This is a genomic window from Shewanella phaeophyticola, assembly GCF_025398315.1.
GTDB classification, from domain to species: Bacteria; Pseudomonadota; Gammaproteobacteria; order Enterobacterales; family Shewanellaceae; genus Shewanella; species Shewanella phaeophyticola.
This window is the reverse complement of sequence record NZ_JAODOQ010000001.1, coordinates 2,821,295-2,839,291: the sequence shown is the minus strand read 5'-3', so window position 1 is coordinate 2,839,291 and position 17,997 is coordinate 2,821,295. Positions and strand designations below refer to the sequence as shown.

Here is a 17,997-nt window from a genome sequence, read left to right as displayed (position 1 = left end):
TTACCCTAATATTTTAATTGTTGGCATAACCTTTGCTTTAATCCTATCAGATAGCTGACGGAGGCAATTTTATGGCGATTAATTTCGATAATGCATTAGGTGTTCACCAATATTCTTTGGGCGTGCGTGCGCAAAGAGCTGAAGTGATTTCAAGTAATATCGCCAATGCCAATACTCCTCACTACAAAGCGCGAGATGTAGACTTTGCATCAGCTATGCAAGCTGCCACGTCTCAGCAAAAAGGCTTAAGCATGAGCCAAACCACAGAAAAACATTTTGATTTAACGTCATTAACGCAGCAGCACGTGCAATATCGCGTGCCAAATCAAGCTGACACAGGCGATGGCAATACCGTTGATACGCAAAAAGAACAGACGGCATTTATGCAAAATGCACTCGAATATCAAATGTCACTGGGTTTTCTTGAAAGTAAATTTAGTGGCATGCGTAAAGCATTGCGAGGTGATTAATCATGAGTTTATACAATATTTTTAATGTTTCTGGTTCAGGGATGTCAGCGCAATCTGTCAGGCTCAACACCACCGCCAGTAACATCGCCAATGCTGACTCTGTTTCGAGTAGCGTCGATAAAACCTACCGTGCGCGACATCCCGTGTTTGAAGCTGAAATGGCTAAAGCCAGCAGCCAACAAAATCAATCGCCTGGGGTGTCAGTCAAAGGGATTGTTGAAAGCGACAAACCGCTAGTCAAAGAATATTCGCCAAGTCATCCACTGGCAGATGGTGACGGGTTTATTTATAAACCAAACGTTAATGTGATGGAAGAAATGGCAGACATGATTTCTGCTTCGCGATCTTACCAGATGAATGTGCAAGTAGCAGATGCGACAAAATCCATGCTGCAACAAACATTGAACATGGGTAAATAGTTTGATTTTTCTAGGAGGCAGCTATGAGCCTAATTAATTCTTACAGTCAGTCTTTACCGCAAGCATCCAGCAGTGCCACTAATACCAGTGCGGTGACAAAAAGTTCGGTGCAAAGCACAACGACAACAACAGGTAACTCTTTCCTTGATTCGATTAGGTTACCTGAAGAAAGCGAGACACCTGAAGCAAATGATGAAATGCTTAATCAGGAAGATTTTTTCGCATTACTCAGCCAACAGTTATCAATGCAAGACCCGTTTGAGCCTGTCGATAACGACCAAATGATTGCCCAAATGGCATCGTTTTCAACCGTTGATGGTATCTCCAATCTTAATGATGAGATTTTAAACCTTAACACGGTAATGAGTTCAAGCCAGGCATTACAAGCATCGGGGTTAGTGGGTCGCAAGGTACTAGTTCCATCTGACACAGGATCTATTTCAGCTGAAAGCCCAAGTATTAATGGTGTTATCAGTACCCCATCAGCGATGGACACCATTACCGTTAGTGTTGAAGATCAATCAGGTCAGGTGATTAAATCCTTTAGTGTCGACGGCAGTGCAGGCGGAAACGTCGATGTGTCGTGGGACGGTTTAGATAAAAATGGTGCCCCCGTTGAAGAAGGCTTGTATTCAATTAAAGCCAGCGGAAAAGTGGACGGTGAAGCACAAGAATTAGCAGTATCTACTTATGCTCATGTTAGCAGTGTGTCATTAGGCACTACAGCAACAGGGGCTATTTTGAATTTGCGCGGTGTCGGCGGTATTAAGTTAACTGACGTACTTGCCGTATCTGAAACTTAACAATATTTACTGAGTGCTGAACCAGCCTGTAGATTTTGAATTAAACATTTGAGGTGAATTATGTCATTTAACATTGCTCTGAGTGGTATCTCTGCCGCGCAAAAAGACTTAAATACAACAGCAAACAACATTGCTAACGTCAACACAGTCGGCTTTAAAGAGTCACGTGCTGAGTTTGCCGACGTGTATGCCAACTCGATTTTTTCTAACAGCAAAACAGCTGTCGGCGGCGGGGTAACAACCACTCAAGTTGCACAGCAATTTCATCAAGGCAGTCTACAATTTACCAGCAACTCTTTAGACATGGCGATCAGCGGCGGCGGCTTTTTTGTTACGTCATCAGATTTAGATACCCAGGATTTATCTTATACACGCGCAGGTGCATTTAAAGTTGATTCAGACAACTACATGGTTGATGCTGCAGGCAACTTTTTGCAAGGCTTCCCTGTAGATGACGACGGCAATTCAACTTCAGTGAGTTTAACTACCACCCAGCCAATCCAAGTTCCAGATACAGCAGGTAGTCCGGTTCAAACTGGAGTTGTTGAGATGCAAATGAACCTCAATGTGGGTGAAGAGGCGTTAGATCCAGCTGACTTTGACCCTGATAATTCTGACACCTATAACAACTCAACCTCAGTGACCATTTACGACTCATTAGGTGAGTCTCATATTATGACCACTTATTTTATTAAGCCTACTGATGCATCATTTACTGGTGAAAGTAACTGGGTGGCATTTTATGCGGTAGACGGTGAGCCTGTTAGTGTGGATAGCGCCGGAACATATAACACCGACACTGACGGCGATGGTGCAGCTGATGCTACTCAAGCTACTGCTAGTGCTACCACTTCAGCTGGCGATACCTGGAATGGTTCGGTATTGACATTTAATGATGTTGGTGCTTACACAGGAAGCGCTCCAGATCCCATAACCACAGTGACGCTTGGCTCTACGGGGGCGGGTGTGCTAGACCCAGGCGCCGATGGTACGCAAACCCTTGAAGTGAGATTTGATAGCCCAACTCAATATTCTTCGCCATTCGAAGTCACCGCATTAAGCCAGGATGGTATTACCGTGAAGCCGTTTAACTAATGTAGGTATTGGTTCGGATGGTCTAATCACCGCCAGCTACAGTAATGGTTCAACTGTACCATTAGCCCGCGTTGCCTTAGTGCGTTTTGCTAACGAGCAAGGGTTAACCCAGGTGGGTAATACCTCTTGGCAAGCCAGTTTAGATTCAGGCGAAGCCTTAGCAGGTGAGGCTAATAGCGGTACTTTTGGTAGTATTCAGTCATCTGCGCTTGAGCAATCTAACGTCGATTTAACCACCGAATTGGTTGATTTAATCTCGGCTCAGCGTAACTTCCAGGCTAACTCTCGTACCCTTGAAGTGAACAATACCCTAAACCAAACAGTACTACAGATCCGTTAATCTTTACTCACTCTGTTTGATTAACACACAAGGTGTTGCCGTTGTCGGCAACACCTTGCCATGTTAAGTTCCCCCCATTTATTTTACCGTATCACTGCGGTTTTTTTGACTATTGATTACGTCCTTCATTTATATTTACTCCTTTATATTCAACCTATTAAGTTTGGTCTCATCCAAATGAATCTCATTGGCACGATGTTTGCTTTATCACTGTATATGTTATTTTTGTAGAAAGTTTGACGGAGCAGCAAATGGACAAATTTCTTTATGTTGCCATGACTGGCGCTAAGCAAGGCATGAATGCCTTAGCGGTCAGTGCTAACAACCTTGCCAACGCCAATACTGACGGTTTTAAAGCTGACATGACGCAAGCTCGCGCTATGCAAGCATTTGGTGAAGGTCTGCCGAGTCGTGTTTTCTCAATGACTGAAAGCCCAGGCACTAATTTTGAAAGTACCGCATTGTCACAACAGGCCGTAACTTAGATGTTGCCGTTAAAGGCGATGGTTGGTTAGCCGTTCAAGCCGCTGACGGATCTGAAGCCTACACCCGTGCAGGCAGTTTAAAATTTGACAGTACAGGTTTGTTGCTTAACAGCAGTAATCGCCCCGTGATGGGCGATGCAGAGTCAATCGTATTACCGTTGCCAATTGAAAAAGTCGAAATTGCCGCCAACGGTATAATCTCTGTTAGGCCACAAGGCGCGACAGCAGAAGTGATTGAAGAAGTTGCTCGTATCAAATTGGTCAACCCAGGTAACGATCAAATGATGCGCGGTGAAGACGGTTTATTTCGTCTCATGGCCGGCGGCAATGCCCCAAATGACCCTAATGTTGAAGTTGAAAGCGGCGCCGTTGAAGGCAGTAACGTCAACTCGGTGCATGAAATGGTCGCGATGATTGACATTCAACGTCAATACGAAATGCAAGTCAAAATGATGAAGAACGCCGAAGAGATTGATCGCGCGTCGACTTCCTTGATGAGAATTAGTTAGGAGTAATAGTTATGATTCCAGCGTTATGGATAAGTAAAACCGGTGTCGATGCCCAACAAACCAACATCTCGGTTATTTCTAACAACGTGGCTAACGCCAGTACGGTTGGATTCAAAAAAAGTCGCGCGGTGTTTGAAGATTTGTTGTATCAAACCGTCAATCAAGCCGGTGGTGTCAGTGCAGACAACACCAAATTGCCTAATGGTCTAAACATTGGTGCAGGTACTAAAGTGGTTGCCACCCAAAAAATGTTTACCCAGGGCAGCATGTTAACCACCGACAATTCATTAGATTTAATGATTGAAGGCTCAGGCTTTTTTGAAGTGCAAATGCCAGACGGCACCGCAGCTTACACCCGTAATGGGCAATTCAGCCTAGACGATACCGGCCAAATTGTAACCCCAGGTTCAGGTTATGTTGTGCAGCCAGCTATTACGGTGCCAGACGATGCCACCAGTATCACGGTGTCTGCCGAAGGTGAAGTGTCAGTGCAAATCCCCGGCACGGCAGAAAGCCAAGTTGTTGGTCAGCTCACCATGACCGACTTTATCAATCCGTCAGGGCTAGACCCATTAGGGCAAAACCTTTACACCGAAACCGGTGCCAGTGGTACGCCTATTCAAGGTACTGCCTCACAAGATGGTTTAGGCGCTATTCGTCAAGGGGCGCTAGAAACCTCTAACGTTAACGTGACAGAAGAGCTAGTGAACTTGATCCAAGGTCAACGTATTTACGAGATGAACTCAAAGGTGATTTCAGCGGTTGACCAAATGCTGTCTTACGTTAATCAGAACCTCTAAGGAGATATCATGATTAAATATATTACGTTAGCGTCAATGGTGTTGGTGATGGGCTGCAGCTCTACACAAACAAAACCGATTGCCGACGACCCATACTATGCGCCGGTATACCCTGATACGCCGCCGACGCAAGTTGCCGCTTCGGGATCTATTTTTCTTGATACTCAAGCATCGAGCTTATATTCAGACATTCGTGCTCATCGTGTTGGTGACATCATTACTGTTACCTTAAAAGAGTCTACTCAAGCGAAAAAAAGCGCCAATAATGAAATCTCTAAAGGCAGTGACCTCAACGTAGAGCCGGTATATGCCGGCGGTCAAAACGTCACCATTAATGGCATTCCACTTGATTTAGGCTATTCCGATAGCATCAACACGACTCGCGAAGCCGACGCTGATCAATCTAACAGTTTAGACGGCAGCATTTCGGCCAACGTTATGCAGGTGTTAAGCAATGGCAACCTCGTTATCTCGCGGTGAAAAGTGGATTTCAATTAACAACGGTGATGAGTTTATTCGCGTTACTGGCATCGTTCGCAGCCAAGACATCAACCCAGATAACACCATCGATTCAACTCGAGTGGCCAATGCCCGTATTCAATACAGTGGCACAGGTTCATTTGCAGACTCACAAAAAGTAGGTTGGTTGAATTCATTTTTCATGAGCGACTGGTGGCCTTTTTAAGGAGTAAGACATGAAAATTAGATTGTTGCTGTCGCTTATGGCCTCATTGTTAATTCTTAGCGCGCCCGTTCACGCTGAACGAATTAAAGACATTGCAAATATAGAAGGTGTGAGAAACAACCAATTAATTGGCTACGGTTTGGTGGTGGGGTTACCCGGTACGGGCGAAAAAACTCGTTATACCGAGCAAACCTTCAGAACCATGCTTAAAAACTTTGGCATTAATTTATCAGACTCAGTCAGACCCAACTCAAAAAACGTTGCCGTAGTTGCTGTACACGCCAACATGCCAGCGTTTATTAAGCCGGGTCAAAACCTTGACGTTACCGTGTCGAGTTTAGGTGAAGCCAAAAGTTTACGTGGCGGTACGCTGATTCAAACCTTCTTAAAAGGGGTTGATGGCAACGTATACGCTATTGCTCAAGGCAGCCTTGTGGTGAGTGGTTTTAGCGCCGAAGGTTTAGATGGCTCACAAGTGATTCAAAATACCCCAACGGTAGGGCGTATTCCAAGCGGTGCAATTGTAGAGCGCAGTGTGGCTTAGCCCATTTGCTAGTGGTGACTACCTCACATTTAATTTACGTCGCTCAGACTTTTCAACTGCGAAACGCATGGCCGATGCCATTAATGATTTACTTGGTCCAGACATGGCTCCGCGCCATTGATGCAACTTCAATTCAAGTGAGTGCGCCGCGTGATGCATCACAACGGGTGTCGTTTTTATCAACCCTTGAAAACATTGAGGTTGAGCCTGCTGATGAGTCAGCCAAAGTCATTGTTAACTCCCGTACCGGCACCATAGTGGTGGCCAGCACGTTAAATTATTACCCGCTGCGGTGACCCATGGCGGCTTAACGGTCACCATCGCAGAAGCCACTCAAGTGTCACAGCCTAATGCGTTAGCCGGTGGCGATACTGTAGTGACCACCAACAGCACTATCGATGTGTCAGAAAAAGACCGTCGTATGTTTATGTTTAATCCAGGCACCAGCCTTGATGAGCTTGTCAGAGCCGTCAATCTCGTGGGCGCCGCACCATCTGATGTACTTGCCATACTCGAAGCATTAAAAATGGCAGGCGCTTTGCATGGTGAACTTATCATCATCTAAAAATTGTCGGTATGACTATGGAAAAGTTGTCAAATTCATCGAACTTTCTGGATCTAGGAGGACTAGATTCACTTCGTGTCCAAGCCCAGAAAGACGAGAAGGGGGCACTTAAAGAAGCGGCAAAGCAATTTGAAGGTATTTTTATTCAAATGCTGATGAAAAGCATGCGAGATGCCAATGCCGCGTTTAAGTCAGACAGCCCGATGAACAGCCAAACCACAGAGTTTTTTGAGCAAATGCGCGACCAGCAAATGTCGGTAGATCTCTCAAACAAAGGCATGTTGGGGCTCGCAGAGCTAATGGTGCAACAACTAGACCCCGAAAACAGTCCAGTTACGCCAGCCTCTGTACTGCGTGGCGACAGCGATAACAAAGTCAATCCAAGCATGTTTGTAGCGCAACCAAGTGAGCTAGACCAAAACACATTAGCCAGCATTACGTCAAATCAACACGTGGCAACATCGCACCATGCCATTGACGACGCACAACTAGAAGCGGCAATGCCACAACAGCTTGCCAGTGTATTGCGCGGTGAGCAGCTCGCGAGCCAATCGTTTGCCAATACACAGGCCACAATACCGGCGATAAACGCTGGCAATGATTTGCCGCAAGAAACCAACAAATTAAAAGCCAAAGGGGTTGCGGTAAGCGAATTTACCAGCCCACAGCACTTTATTTCAACCTTATACCCACATGCTGAAAAAGCCGCCAAAACATTAGGCACCTCAGCTGAAGTACTCATTGCTCAATCGGCCTCCGAAACCGGTTGGGGCAAAAAGTGATTCGCCGTAACGACGGCACCATGAGCCACAATTTATTTAACATCAAAGCAGATAAACGTTGGCAAGGTGAAAAAACCTCGGTGAACACCCTGGAATTTGAAAAAGGCATTCCTGTGCAACAAAAAGCAGATTTCAGAATGTACGACAACCTTGAACAAAGCTTTAACGACTTTGTGTCATTTATTGGCCAAGGTGAACGATACGAAGATGCCCGTAAAGTGGCCAGCGAGCCGACTCAATTTATTCGGGCACTGCAAAAGGCAGGCTATGCCACCGACCCACAATATGCCAATAAGGTGATTAACGTGATGAAGTCGGTAAAAGAAGGCCTTAAATCTGTATTACCTCTGGAGACTAAATAATGGCGATTGATCTACTTAGTATCGCACGTACCGGTGTCGCGGCATCCCAGTCTCAACTTGGGGTAACCAGTAATAACATCGCCAATGCCAATACCGAAGGTTATAACCGTCAAACGGCAACGCAAGCCACGTTAGAGTCGCAACGTCTTGGCGACAGTTATTATGGCACTGGTACTTATGTGTCTGACGTAAAACGTGTTTATAACGAGTTTGCCGCACGCGAGTTACGCATCGGCCAAACCAGTATGGGCGCAGCCGAAACCTCATATTCAAAATTAAGCGAACTCGATCAGCTGTATGCGCAAGTGGGTAACATGGTGCCAAATGGCATCAATGATTTTTTTGCCAGTATTAACAGCGTCGCTGACTTACCTGCCGACTTAGGTATTCGCAGTAGCAGTTTAGGTGCGGCAGAACAACTGGCCATCGGCATAAATCAAATGCAGTCGCAACTGGATAACCAGGTAAAACAAACCAATAGCCAAATAGAGTCGGTAACCACTCGCGTTAACGAAATCAGCAAAGAGCTGGCCAACATCAATTTAGAGTTGATGAAAGATCAAGGCGACAATAATGAGATTTTAGACAAGCAAGACGCACTGATATTAGAGCTGAGCGAATACGCGCAAGTTAACGTTATCCCGTTAGATACCGGCGCTAAATCAATCATGTTAGGCGGTTCTGTGATGTTGGTGTCGGGCGAAGTGGCAATGAGCATGGGCGTGAGTGCCGGCGACCCATACCCTAACGAGCCTAAAATTACCGCCTCTATTACTAACAAAACATTAGATGTCGACCCCAGTAAATTAGGCGGGCAGCTCGGTGCCTTGTTTGCTTATCGCGACGATACGTTAATCCCTGCCAGTAATGAATTAGGGCAACTTGCGCTAGGTGTCGCCGACACCTTTAACCAAATGCAATCTAGCGGTTTTGATTTAAACGGTGAGGTTGGCAGTGATATTTTTCGCGATATCAACAATTCGTTGATGACAGCTGGCCGCGTCGGGGAGTACTCAAGCAATACTGGTAATGCGGTGATGTCGGTCAATATCGATGATGTCGGCGCCTTGTCTGGTAGCAGTTATGAGTTAAGTTACACCACAGCAGGCGATTTTGAATTAACCGACACCCAAACGGGCAGTGTAACAACGTTAACCCAAACCGGCAGTCAGCTTGTGAGTGACGAAGGCTTCACCATCAATATTGCCAGTGGCGCAATGAATGCTGGCGATAGATTTGAAATCCGCCCAACCGCCGGCGCCGCAGCAGGTATCAGTGTCGTCATGACAGACCCTAAAGGCATTGCCGCTGCAGTAGCCAACCTTAACCGCTGACTCAGAAAACTCAGGTAACACTTCAGTTAGCTTAAACAGCATGGACTCAAGCGCGACAGGTTTTCAAGGCGTTGGTTCATCAATTACCTTTGAGCTAAATACTGCTGCCAGTACTTATGAGGCATTTGATAGTACAGGCACTTCATTAGGCACAGGCTCGATTACCAATAACAACATTAGTGCCTTTGGTATGGATTTTGATATTACCTCAAGCACCACGGCAACCGCCGACAGCTTTACGTTTGATTTAACGTTTGCCGAAGGCAGCAACAGCAATGCCGTCGCCATGGCCAAGTTGTCGGACGTTAAATTAATGAACAACGGCACAGGCACCTTAACCAGCGTATTTGAAAACACCAAATTAGACATAGGTAGCCAAACCAAAGCGGCAGAAGTGAGTGTAAGCTCGGCTGAAGCGATTTATCAGCAAGCGTACGACAGAGTGCAAAGCGAATCAGGCGTTAACCTAGACGAAGAAGCCGCCAATTTATTGCGCTTTCAACAATCTTACCAAGCCGCAGCACGGATTATGTCTACCGCGCAAACGATTTTTGACACCCTATTAAGCTCGGTTCGCTAGGAGATAAGCCATGAGAATTTCTACCGGACAAATGTTTCAGCAAAGTACCAACAGTATTTTAGAAAAGCAGTCTGCCACTAATAGCATCATGGGGCAGATTTCGAGCGGCAAAAGAGTCGAAACCGCAGGCGACGACCCAGTAGCGGCGATTGCGATTGATAATCTTAAACAAAAGAACACTTTGGTTGAACAGTATGAAAAGAATATTGATTACGCGACAAATCGCCTAGGCCTAACTGAGAGTAAAATTGGTAGCACAGAGACATTAATCGCCTCAATGCGAGAACAGTTATTGCGTGGTGCTAACGGCAGTCTTAGTTCAAATGAGCGGCAAATGATTGCCGATGAAATGAAACAAAGCTTAGAAGAGTTACTTTCTATTGCAAATAGCCAAGATGAATCTGGCAATTATCTTTTTGCGGGCACTAAAACAAATAATCAGCCATTTGCTTTTGATGCTAGCGGTGAAATTGTTTATAGCGGTGATTCAGGTATCAGAAAAAGTGTTGTGGCATCTGGTATTGCAATGACGACAAATATTCCGGGTGATACAGCCTTCATGAATGCTGCAAACCCACTTGGCGATTACGGTGTCAATTATTTGTCTTCTCAGCAGGGGGAATTCAATTTAACCAGTGCAAAAATTACCGATGAAACATCCCATACTGCTGATACATATACATTTGACTTTATTGATAATGGCGCTGGAATTGATCTGCAAGTTGTTGACTCAGCAGGGACTGTAGCAACAACTGTGACTAATTTTGACGCAACAAACTCGGTTTCTTTTAACGGTATTGAAGTGACCTTAAGTGGTAACCCTGTCGCTGGTGACTCTTTCACAATAGAACCACTGGAAACTGTTAGTATTTTTGATGCTTTTAACCAAGCGATAACTTTCTTAGAAAGCCCTGATGCGACAACAACCGCTCAAGGTAAATCACAGTTGGCACAACTATTGAATGATATAGACAGTGGTCAAAATCAAGTCAGTACCGCTAGAAGTATCGCAGGCAACAATTTGAAAGGTTTAGAGAGTATTTCGTCAAACCATTCAGAAGAAAAAATTATTAATAGCAGTGCGCTTTCTATGCTCGAAGATTTGGATTTTGCAGAAGCTATTACTGAGTTTGAAAAACAACAACTCGCACTTAATGCAATATCAAGTGTGTTTAGTTCGGTGGGTTCGCTTTCATTGTTTGATTACATCTAACAATAAGCAATCACGTTAAATTGTAAAATATAGCCAAGCTCCACAAGTCTTGGCAACAAAATGAGGAATGACTTATGGCTATTACAGTAAATACTAACGTTACATCAATGAAAGCGCAGAAAAACTTAAACTCTTCAAGCAATGCGCTTGCCACTTCTATGGAGCGATTATCGAGTGGTTTACGCATTAACAGTGCAAAAGATGATGCCGCAGGTTTGGCTATTTCTAACCGATTAAATTCTCAAGTTGGCGGATTAGAAGTGGGTATGCGAAATGCCAATGATGCTATTTCAATTGCACAAATTGCCGAAGGCGCGATGCAAGAGCAAACCAACATGCTGCAACGTATGCGTGATTTAACCATTCAAGCGGAAAACGGTGCGAATAGTACTGATGATTTATCTGCAATCCAAGATGAAATAGATCAGTTAGCTTTAGAAATTAAGGCTATTGGTGACAGTACAGCCTTTGGTAATACAAAACTATTAAATGGTGATTTTGCCGCAGGAAAAACTTTCCAGGTAGGACATCAAGAAGGTGAGGATATTACGATTTCGGTAGCAGAGTCTAATGCGTCTGCCTTAAGTGTTAATAGTTTGGTTATATCAACTGCATCTGGTCGCTCGACTGCTCTTGATGCAATTGATGAAGCGATAAAAACTATTGATGGTCAACGAGCTGACTTAGGTGCTAAACAAAACCGTTTAGCTTATAACATTAGCAATAGTGCTAACACTCAAGCAAACGTTGCCGATGCTAAGAGTCGTATTGTTGATGTGGACTTTGCCAAAGAAACAGCAACAATGACCAAGAACCAAGTGTTACAACAAACGGGTTCATCAATGCTAGCGCAAGCTAACCAATTGCCGCAAGTTGCGTTATCACTCCTTGGTTAGGTGAGTAGATCAACTTTCAACCAGCCTAGTTACTTTTCGTTAGTAGTAACTAGGCTTGTCATGCCTTCAGTTTTTGTCATATTAATTAATTTAGTTTGCTATGTTGTCATTACTCTGTAAATACCATTTGCTACTATTGTTTTAAGTTACCTACTGTTTTAGCTTGCTTTTTTATGAGTTAATAAAAAAGTAAAAAAAAGCTAAAGATAAAAACATTGATGCCGTTAAATATATTGTAACGAGCAAGACCTGTCTGACTTGACATAAAGCAAACAGGCATATCTCAAGTCAGAATCAATATGAGGAAGCAATCATGGCTATTACAGTAAATACTAACGTGACTTCAATGAAAGCACAGAAAAACCTAAACTCATCAAGCAATGCGCTTGCTACGTCTATGGAGCGTTTATCTTCAGGTTTACGTATTAATAGTGCGAAAGACGATGCTGCAGGTCTAGCAATTTCAAACCGCCTAAACTCTCAGGTCAATGGTTTGGAAGTGGGTATGCGTAATGCAAACGACGCTATCTCAATCGCCCAAATTGCAGAAGGGGCGATGCAAGAACAAACTAACATGCTGCAACGTATGCGAGATTTGACTGTACAAGCGGAAAACGGTGCAAATAGTTCTGATGATTTAACTGCAATCCAAGATGAAATTGATGAGTTAGCTTTAGAGATCACCGCTATCGGTACAACTACCGCATTCGGTAGCACCTCACTATTAAATGGTGACTTTGCCTCAGGAAAAACTTTCCAGGTAGGACATCAAGAAGGTGAGGATATTACGATTTCGGTAGCAGCGTCTAATGCGTCTGCCTTAAGTGTTAATAGTTTGGTTATATCAAGTGCAGGTGGTCGCTCGACTGCTCTTGATGCAATTGATGAAGCGATAAAAACTATTGATGGTCAACGAGCTGACTTAGGTGCTAAACAAAACCGTTTAGCTTATAACATTAGCAATAGTGCTAACACTCAAGCAAACGTTGCCGATGCTAAGAGTCGTATTGTTGATGTGGACTTTGCTTCAGAAACGGCGACAATGACCAAGAATCAAGTGTTGCAACAAACGGGTTCTGCTATGTTAGCTCAGGCTAATCAGCTACCTCAGATCGCTCTATCGCTACTTTAATCAGCAAATTTTGAGTTATATAGCTTTAGGGAGATCCAAGTTGGGTCTCCCTTTGTTGTTAAAACGTTTCAAAAAAGTTACATTCTTTAGGTTATGTTGAGGTGCATTATGGAAATCAATAATACCGCACAAGTTGTCAGTAGCTCAGATGTTAGTAGAGTTGATTCTGTTGTACCATCAACTTTTAGCCAGTCGGTTTTAGAACAAAAGAAACTCGATGAGTTATCATTGAATAAACCTGTAGATCAATCAGACGTTACAACCAGAGTGACTGAAACAGAACCTGATGATGAGCAATTACAGCAAGTTGCCACAGATTTAACCGATATGGTCGCAATGATGCAAAAAGGGTTAAAGTTTTCTGTGGATGATGATTCTGGTAAACGAGTTATTAAGGTACAAGACATAGAGTCAGGTGACATCATCAGGCAAATCCCAAGTGAAGAAGCATTGCAGTTAGCGCAAAAGATTAGTGAAGTATCAGGTGTATTGATGAAAATTGAAGTGTAGCTTCCTTAATAACACTAACAGCAAAGTTGGCTTAATTTATGCTAGTTAATTATGCTAGTTGTTTAGGTTGGTTTTTCAATAAATAAAAGGCTTAATGAGAGGTTTTTATGGCTTTAACAGCAACGGGTATTGGTTCAGGTCTTGATATTTCAAGTATCGTTGGTGTGCTTGTTGACGCTGAAAAAACTCCTAAAGAAGCATTGTTTACTGAAACTGAAACTAAAATTGATGCTAAAGTGTCAGCTATTGGTACACTTAAAAGTGCTTTATCTACATTCCAAGATGCTGCCGAAAAGCTACAAAGCGGCGAGTTTTTAAATATTCGTACCGTATCCACAGGAGACAGTGATTTTTTTACTGCTACAGCGGATCAATACTCCCAACCTGGTAGCTACTCAATTATTGTAGAGCAACTAGCCCTGTCACAAAAGCTTGCTGGAGCAACGGTTAGTGATGCTACAGCAGGTGTCGGTGAGGGAAGTCTAGATTTTTCTGTAAATGGCGAAAGTTTTTCTGTCGCTATTACTGATACTGATAACCTTGCAGCCATAGCTTCTAAAATAAATAATGCTTCAGATAATTCTGGCGTCACTGCTACGGTTATTAAAAGTGATTCGGGGAGTAGGCTAGTTTTTACCTCGACAGAAACCGGCACAGATAATCAAATGACTGTGACAGCTACAGATACAACCGGTACTGGTTTATCTGATATGTTCAGTGGAACTAATTTAGAATCTTTACAAGAAGCACAAGACTCAATTATATATGTCGATGGCCAGAAGTTAACCTCACAAAGTAATACTATTGATGATGCGATTACCGGGGTCGAGCTTTCGCTAACTGATGCAGATGTGGGAGAAACCTCAACACTCACTATTGCCCAAGATACTGAATCAGTAAAAACGAATATCGAGAGTTTTGTTAGTGCTTATAATGCATTAATAACTTCTATGGATACGTTATCCTCTTTTGATGTTGAAGAAGATACCGCTGCCGCATTACAAGGCGATTCTATGATTCGATCATTAGAATCTCAACTCAGAAAAATGGTGAGCGAACGTGTTAGTGTTGATGGTGTTGAGTCTGCTTTATATGAACTAGGCATTTCTACAGACCGTGACGGAAAGTTGTCGATTGATGATGATAAATTGAGTGATGCCGTTACTAATAATATGTCATTGGTTGAGGGTGTTTTTTCTACCAGTGATACAGGGCTGGCGTACCAATTTGATGATTTAGTGGAAAGTTATACCAAAACTGGCGGGATAATAGATGCTCGTAATAATACTTATACTTCACAAACAAGCCGCTTAGCAGATCAAAGAGAAGCTTTTACTTTAAAAATGGAACAATTAGAGGCTCGTTTACTTAAGCAGTTTAATGCAATGGACCTGGTTGTTTCTGAATTAAATTCTCAAGGCAGTAGTTTGACCAGTAGTTTAGCATCGCTACCAGGCGTAATAAGCTCATAAAAGGAATACTCTTGTGGATAATAGCCTTGAAGCTACCAATGCAAAAATTGAAAGCTTATTGAATCAGATAGAACAAATTTCTGCTGAAAACGAAGATTCAGATAAATTGGTATTATTATTGCTTGATAGCATTAGAGAGCGTCAAATAAGTATCGATTCAATGATCAATGATGCTGTAGATGACACATTTGCACCATCTTTATCTAAGCAACTAAAATTAACAGAAAACTTTAGTCGCAGAGCAGCTAAAATTATGTCTCATAGACAAAATTTATTGAACTTGAAACGCACTCATCAAAGACAAGTTAAGGTATATCAGAATATTGATGCAAATAGGTAGGTTATTATGAGAAGTTCTTTAAAATCATATCGCAAGGTGTCACTTGATAGCGAAATTTCAGTTGCATCGCCGCATCGAATTGTTCAGATGATGTTTGCTGGAGGTCTAGAGAGACTCGCACAGAGCCGCTATGCTATTGAAAATAAAAATATGTCAGATAAAGGTGTCTTTATTGGTAAAGCTATTGGGATTGTAAATGGATTAAATAACAGTTTGAACATGGATGCTGGCGGAGAAATTGCAGGTAATTTGAGTCAGTTATACGATTTTATCATTATGAAGGCCACTGAGGCGAATTTGAATAATGATGTTCACGCTATTGATGATGCTGTGAGTGTGTTGAGAACACTTAAAGAAGGTTGGGATGCTATCCCGCAAGATCAACATCACTTGACCTCTGAGGCAAGCTAAACGTTACAGCATACTGTATTAAAACTAAAAAAGACGCTTTGCGTCTTTTTTGCTATTTGGGCAAAGTCATGATTTTGTATCAGTTGTTCATATAAGCGCAACGCTAATTAATCGTGTTTACCGTGATTTTTTGACTGAAAAAACAGCATTTTTATAAAAAATGTGCCTTGTTGTAGATAATATGTAACTGTTGCTTGCTTCTGGCGGGCTGATAATACAATATTTAACTTTGACTCGGGTTAAGAGTATTTATCATTGAGTTTGTTTTTCTTGATGGTATATAACAGAATTACGATCCTGTTTTAGGAATAATGATAGAATATCGTTAGTGTTGTCAGTTTTTTGGCTACACTGAACCTTAGTTTGTTGCTTTTGGCAATGTTACTTTCCCGGATGAAAACCTATAACAAGAGCTTTTGGCCTTCTGAATGATGCAAATAGAACAAAGAATTTTAATTGTCGGTACCCCATCAGAGCGCGTGACTCGTTTGTGCTGCATTTTCGAATTCTTAGGTGAGCAGTGCGAAGTCGTCTCGAATGAATCTTTATTGACCTTGATTGAACAATCGAGGTTTCGTGCAGTGGTGATTGTTAATGACAACATCAGCGAAGAGAGCATCAAAAATATTGCGTCTATCGTACCGTGGCAGCCCCTGTTAATATTGGGCGACACAACGCTGCAATTATCTAATATCCTTGGGCAAATAGAAGAGCCATTCAATTACCCACAATTAACCGAACTACTGCATTTTTGTCAGGTCTTTGGCCAAGCCAAACGCGAACACACCTTAACCAGTGGTAATCAAACCAAATTATTCCGCAGTTTAGTGGGCCGCAGTGAAGGCATTGCTAACGTAAGGCATTTAATTAATCAGGTGTCTGGTTCTGACGCTACCGTACTGGTATTAGGCCAGTCGGGTACCGGTAAAGAAGTGGTGGCGCGTAATATTCATTATTTATCTGAGCGCCGCGATGGACCGTTTATTCCGGTTAACTGTGGTGCTATTCCGCCAGAACTGCTTGAAAGCGAATTGTTTGGCCATGAAAAGGGTTCATTTACTGGGGCGATATCTGCCCGTAAAGGCCGTTTTGAACTTGCTGAAGGCGGCACACTGTTTTTAGATGAAATTGGTGATATGCCGCTGCAAATGCAAGTTAAGTTGCTGCGTGTATTGCAAGAGCGTGTATTTGAACGTGTTGGCGGCAGTAAAACCATTCCGACTGATGTGCGTATTGTGGCAGCGACTCACCGTGATTTAGAGTCAATGATTACTGAAAATGATTTCCGTGAAGATTTATATTACCGCCTCAATGTGTTTCCAATCGAAATGCCGGCCTTGAGCGAGCGCCGAGATGATGTACCTTTACTGCTGCACGAGTTAGTGAACCGAGTATTTAATGAAGGCCGCGGCAAGGTACGTTTTACCCAACGCGCCATTGAATCACTAAAAGAGCATAACTGGTCGGGTAACGTGCGTGAATTATCTAACTTGGTTGAGCGTTTAACGATTTTATACCCAGGTGGACTCGTTGATGTAAACGATTTACCGCATAAATATCGTTACATTGATGTTCCCGAATACTGCGTTGAAATTAGCGAAGAGCAACTTGAACGTGATGCTCTGGCGTCGATATTCAATGATGATGAACCGGTAGAGTTACCCGAAACACGTTTTCCGAGTGAATTACCGCCAGAAGGGGTTAACCTTAAAGATTTGTTGGCAGAGCTCGAAATCGACATGATCCGCCAAGCATTAGAGCAACAAGATAATGTCGTCGCCCGCGCCGCCGAAATGCTCGGTATCCGCCGAACCACACTGGTTGAAAAAATGCGCAAATACGGCATGAGCAAAGAATAACCATTAGCTTGTGATTGGTTTGATTGCTTTGATTGGTTATTCGCGATTATTTTAAAAACACATCTACGGATGTGTTTTTTCGTTCCTAGACCCTAAAACCTAGAACCTAGAACCTAGAACCTAGAACCTAGAACCTAGAATCTAGAACCTAGAACCTAGACCTTAGAACCTAGAATCTAGAACCTAGACCTTAGAACCTAGAATCTAGAACCTAGAACCTAGAACCTAGAATCTAGAATCTAGAATCTAGAAGGACGAAGTCCGCTCTCTAGCGAGCCTGCGAGTTCCTTGACCCTAGAACCTAGAAGGACGAAGTCCGCTCTCTAGCGAGCCTGCGAGTTCCTAGCCCCAAGATTCTCGCCTTGGCACACTAAATGCATTAAGGTGATTA

The 17,997-nt window shown here is 43.1% G+C and carries 12 protein-coding genes and 6 pseudogenes; all 18 read left to right on the top strand.

Going from position 1 to position 17,997, the window contains the following annotated elements:
• Positions 1 to 71 precede the first annotated feature (71 nt).
• The 18 genes and pseudogenes from flgB to N4T56_RS13055 all read left to right on the top strand — a co-directional run bounded on the left by flgB (position 72) and on the right by N4T56_RS13055 (position 17,606).
• The gene (gene flgB, locus N4T56_RS13145; RefSeq protein ID WP_188917894.1) at positions 72 to 470 is read left to right on the top strand and encodes a flagellar basal body rod protein FlgB; all 399 of its coding nucleotides are present in this window, start codon (positions 72 to 74) and stop codon (positions 468 to 470) included.
• A 2-nt stretch (positions 471 to 472) separates the two neighbouring features.
• A complete protein-coding gene (gene flgC / locus N4T56_RS13140) occupies positions 473 to 889 on the top strand; it encodes a flagellar basal body rod protein FlgC (protein WP_188917896.1) in 417 nt (138 codons plus the stop codon).
• Between the two features lie 23 nt (positions 890 to 912).
• Positions 913 to 1,692, top strand: a complete 780-nt coding sequence (gene flgD / locus N4T56_RS13135) for a flagellar hook assembly protein FlgD (protein ID WP_261733545.1) — start codon at positions 913 to 915, stop codon at positions 1,690 to 1,692.
• 60 nt (positions 1,693 to 1,752) lie between these two features.
• A pseudogene (gene flgE, locus N4T56_RS13130) lies at positions 1,753 to 3,127 on the top strand (flagellar hook protein FlgE).
• Positions 3,128 to 3,378: 251 nt separating this feature from the next.
• A pseudogene (locus tag N4T56_RS13120) lies at positions 3,379 to 4,121 on the top strand (flagellar basal body rod protein FlgF).
• 11 nt (positions 4,122 to 4,132) lie between these two features.
• On the top strand, positions 4,133 to 4,921 hold the full coding sequence (gene flgG / locus N4T56_RS13115) for a flagellar basal-body rod protein FlgG (protein ID WP_188917904.1): 789 nt from the start codon (positions 4,133 to 4,135) through the stop codon (positions 4,919 to 4,921).
• A gap of 9 nt (positions 4,922 to 4,930) precedes the next feature.
• A pseudogene (gene flgH, locus N4T56_RS13110) lies at positions 4,931 to 5,606 on the top strand (flagellar basal body L-ring protein FlgH).
• A 10-nt stretch (positions 5,607 to 5,616) separates the two neighbouring features.
• Positions 5,617 to 6,715, top strand: a pseudogene (locus tag N4T56_RS13105) (flagellar basal body P-ring protein FlgI).
• A 17-nt stretch (positions 6,716 to 6,732) separates the two neighbouring features.
• Positions 6,733 to 7,859 (top strand): annotated as a pseudogene (gene flgJ / locus N4T56_RS13100) (flagellar assembly peptidoglycan hydrolase FlgJ).
• Positions 7,859 to 9,773: pseudogene (flgK, locus tag N4T56_RS13095) on the top strand (flagellar hook-associated protein FlgK). The pseudogenes flgJ and flgK overlap by 1 nt, the downstream one beginning before the upstream one ends.
• A 10-nt stretch (positions 9,774 to 9,783) precedes the next feature.
• Positions 9,784 to 10,986, top strand: coding sequence for a flagellar hook-associated protein FlgL (flgL, locus tag N4T56_RS13090; protein ID WP_261733544.1), 1,203 nt, complete (start codon positions 9,784 to 9,786; stop codon positions 10,984 to 10,986).
• Between the two features lie 74 nt (positions 10,987 to 11,060).
• A complete protein-coding gene (locus N4T56_RS13085; protein WP_261733543.1) occupies positions 11,061 to 11,882 on the top strand; it encodes a flagellin N-terminal helical domain-containing protein in 822 nt (273 codons plus the stop codon).
• Between the two features lie 313 nt (positions 11,883 to 12,195).
• Positions 12,196 to 13,014: a flagellin N-terminal helical domain-containing protein gene (locus N4T56_RS13080; protein ID WP_261733542.1), complete on the top strand. Its 819-nt coding sequence runs from the start codon at positions 12,196 to 12,198 to the stop codon at positions 13,012 to 13,014.
• 108 nt (positions 13,015 to 13,122) lie between these two features.
• Entirely contained in the window at positions 13,123 to 13,524 is a 402-nt protein-coding gene (locus N4T56_RS13075) for a flagellar protein FlaG (RefSeq protein ID WP_261733541.1), read from the top strand.
• Between the two features lie 107 nt (positions 13,525 to 13,631).
• Positions 13,632 to 14,996, top strand: coding sequence for a flagellar filament capping protein FliD (fliD, locus tag N4T56_RS13070; protein WP_261733540.1), 1,365 nt, complete (start codon positions 13,632 to 13,634; stop codon positions 14,994 to 14,996).
• 13 nt (positions 14,997 to 15,009) lie between these two features.
• Positions 15,010 to 15,336, top strand: a complete 327-nt coding sequence (locus tag N4T56_RS13065) for a hypothetical protein (RefSeq protein ID WP_261733539.1) — start codon at positions 15,010 to 15,012, stop codon at positions 15,334 to 15,336.
• Between the two features lie 6 nt (positions 15,337 to 15,342).
• Positions 15,343 to 15,747 (top strand): flagellar export chaperone FliS, encoded by a 405-nt coding sequence (gene fliS, locus N4T56_RS13060; protein WP_261733538.1) that lies wholly within the window; start codon positions 15,343 to 15,345, stop codon positions 15,745 to 15,747.
• Positions 15,748 to 16,175: 428 nt separating this feature from the next.
• The gene (locus N4T56_RS13055; RefSeq protein ID WP_261733537.1) at positions 16,176 to 17,606 is read left to right on the top strand and encodes a sigma-54 interaction domain-containing protein; all 1,431 of its coding nucleotides are present in this window, start codon (positions 16,176 to 16,178) and stop codon (positions 17,604 to 17,606) included.
• Positions 17,607 to 17,997 lie beyond the last annotated feature (391 nt).

Bases quoted from the DNA above. Each gene is read 5' to 3' on its own strand.
- fliS (WP_261733538.1), top strand. From the start codon at position 15,343: ATGAGAAGTTCTTTAAAATCATATCGCAAGGTGTCACTTGATAGCGAA.
- flgG (WP_188917904.1), top strand. From the start codon at position 4,133: ATGATTCCAGCGTTATGGATAAGTAAAACCGGTGTCGATGCCCAACAA.
- fliD (WP_261733540.1), top strand. From the start codon at position 13,632: ATGGCTTTAACAGCAACGGGTATTGGTTCAGGTCTTGATATTTCAAGT.
- flgC (WP_188917896.1), top strand. From the start codon at position 473: ATGAGTTTATACAATATTTTTAATGTTTCTGGTTCAGGGATGTCAGCG.
- N4T56_RS13055 (WP_261733537.1), top strand. From the start codon at position 16,176: ATGATGCAAATAGAACAAAGAATTTTAATTGTCGGTACCCCATCAGAG.
- flgL (WP_261733544.1), top strand. From the start codon at position 9,784: ATGAGAATTTCTACCGGACAAATGTTTCAGCAAAGTACCAACAGTATT.
- flgB (WP_188917894.1), top strand. From the start codon at position 72: ATGGCGATTAATTTCGATAATGCATTAGGTGTTCACCAATATTCTTTG.
- N4T56_RS13085 (WP_261733543.1), top strand. From the start codon at position 11,061: ATGGCTATTACAGTAAATACTAACGTTACATCAATGAAAGCGCAGAAA.
- flgD (WP_261733545.1), top strand. From the start codon at position 913: ATGAGCCTAATTAATTCTTACAGTCAGTCTTTACCGCAAGCATCCAGC.
- N4T56_RS13080 (WP_261733542.1), top strand. From the start codon at position 12,196: ATGGCTATTACAGTAAATACTAACGTGACTTCAATGAAAGCACAGAAA.
- N4T56_RS13075 (WP_261733541.1), top strand. From the start codon at position 13,123: ATGGAAATCAATAATACCGCACAAGTTGTCAGTAGCTCAGATGTTAGT.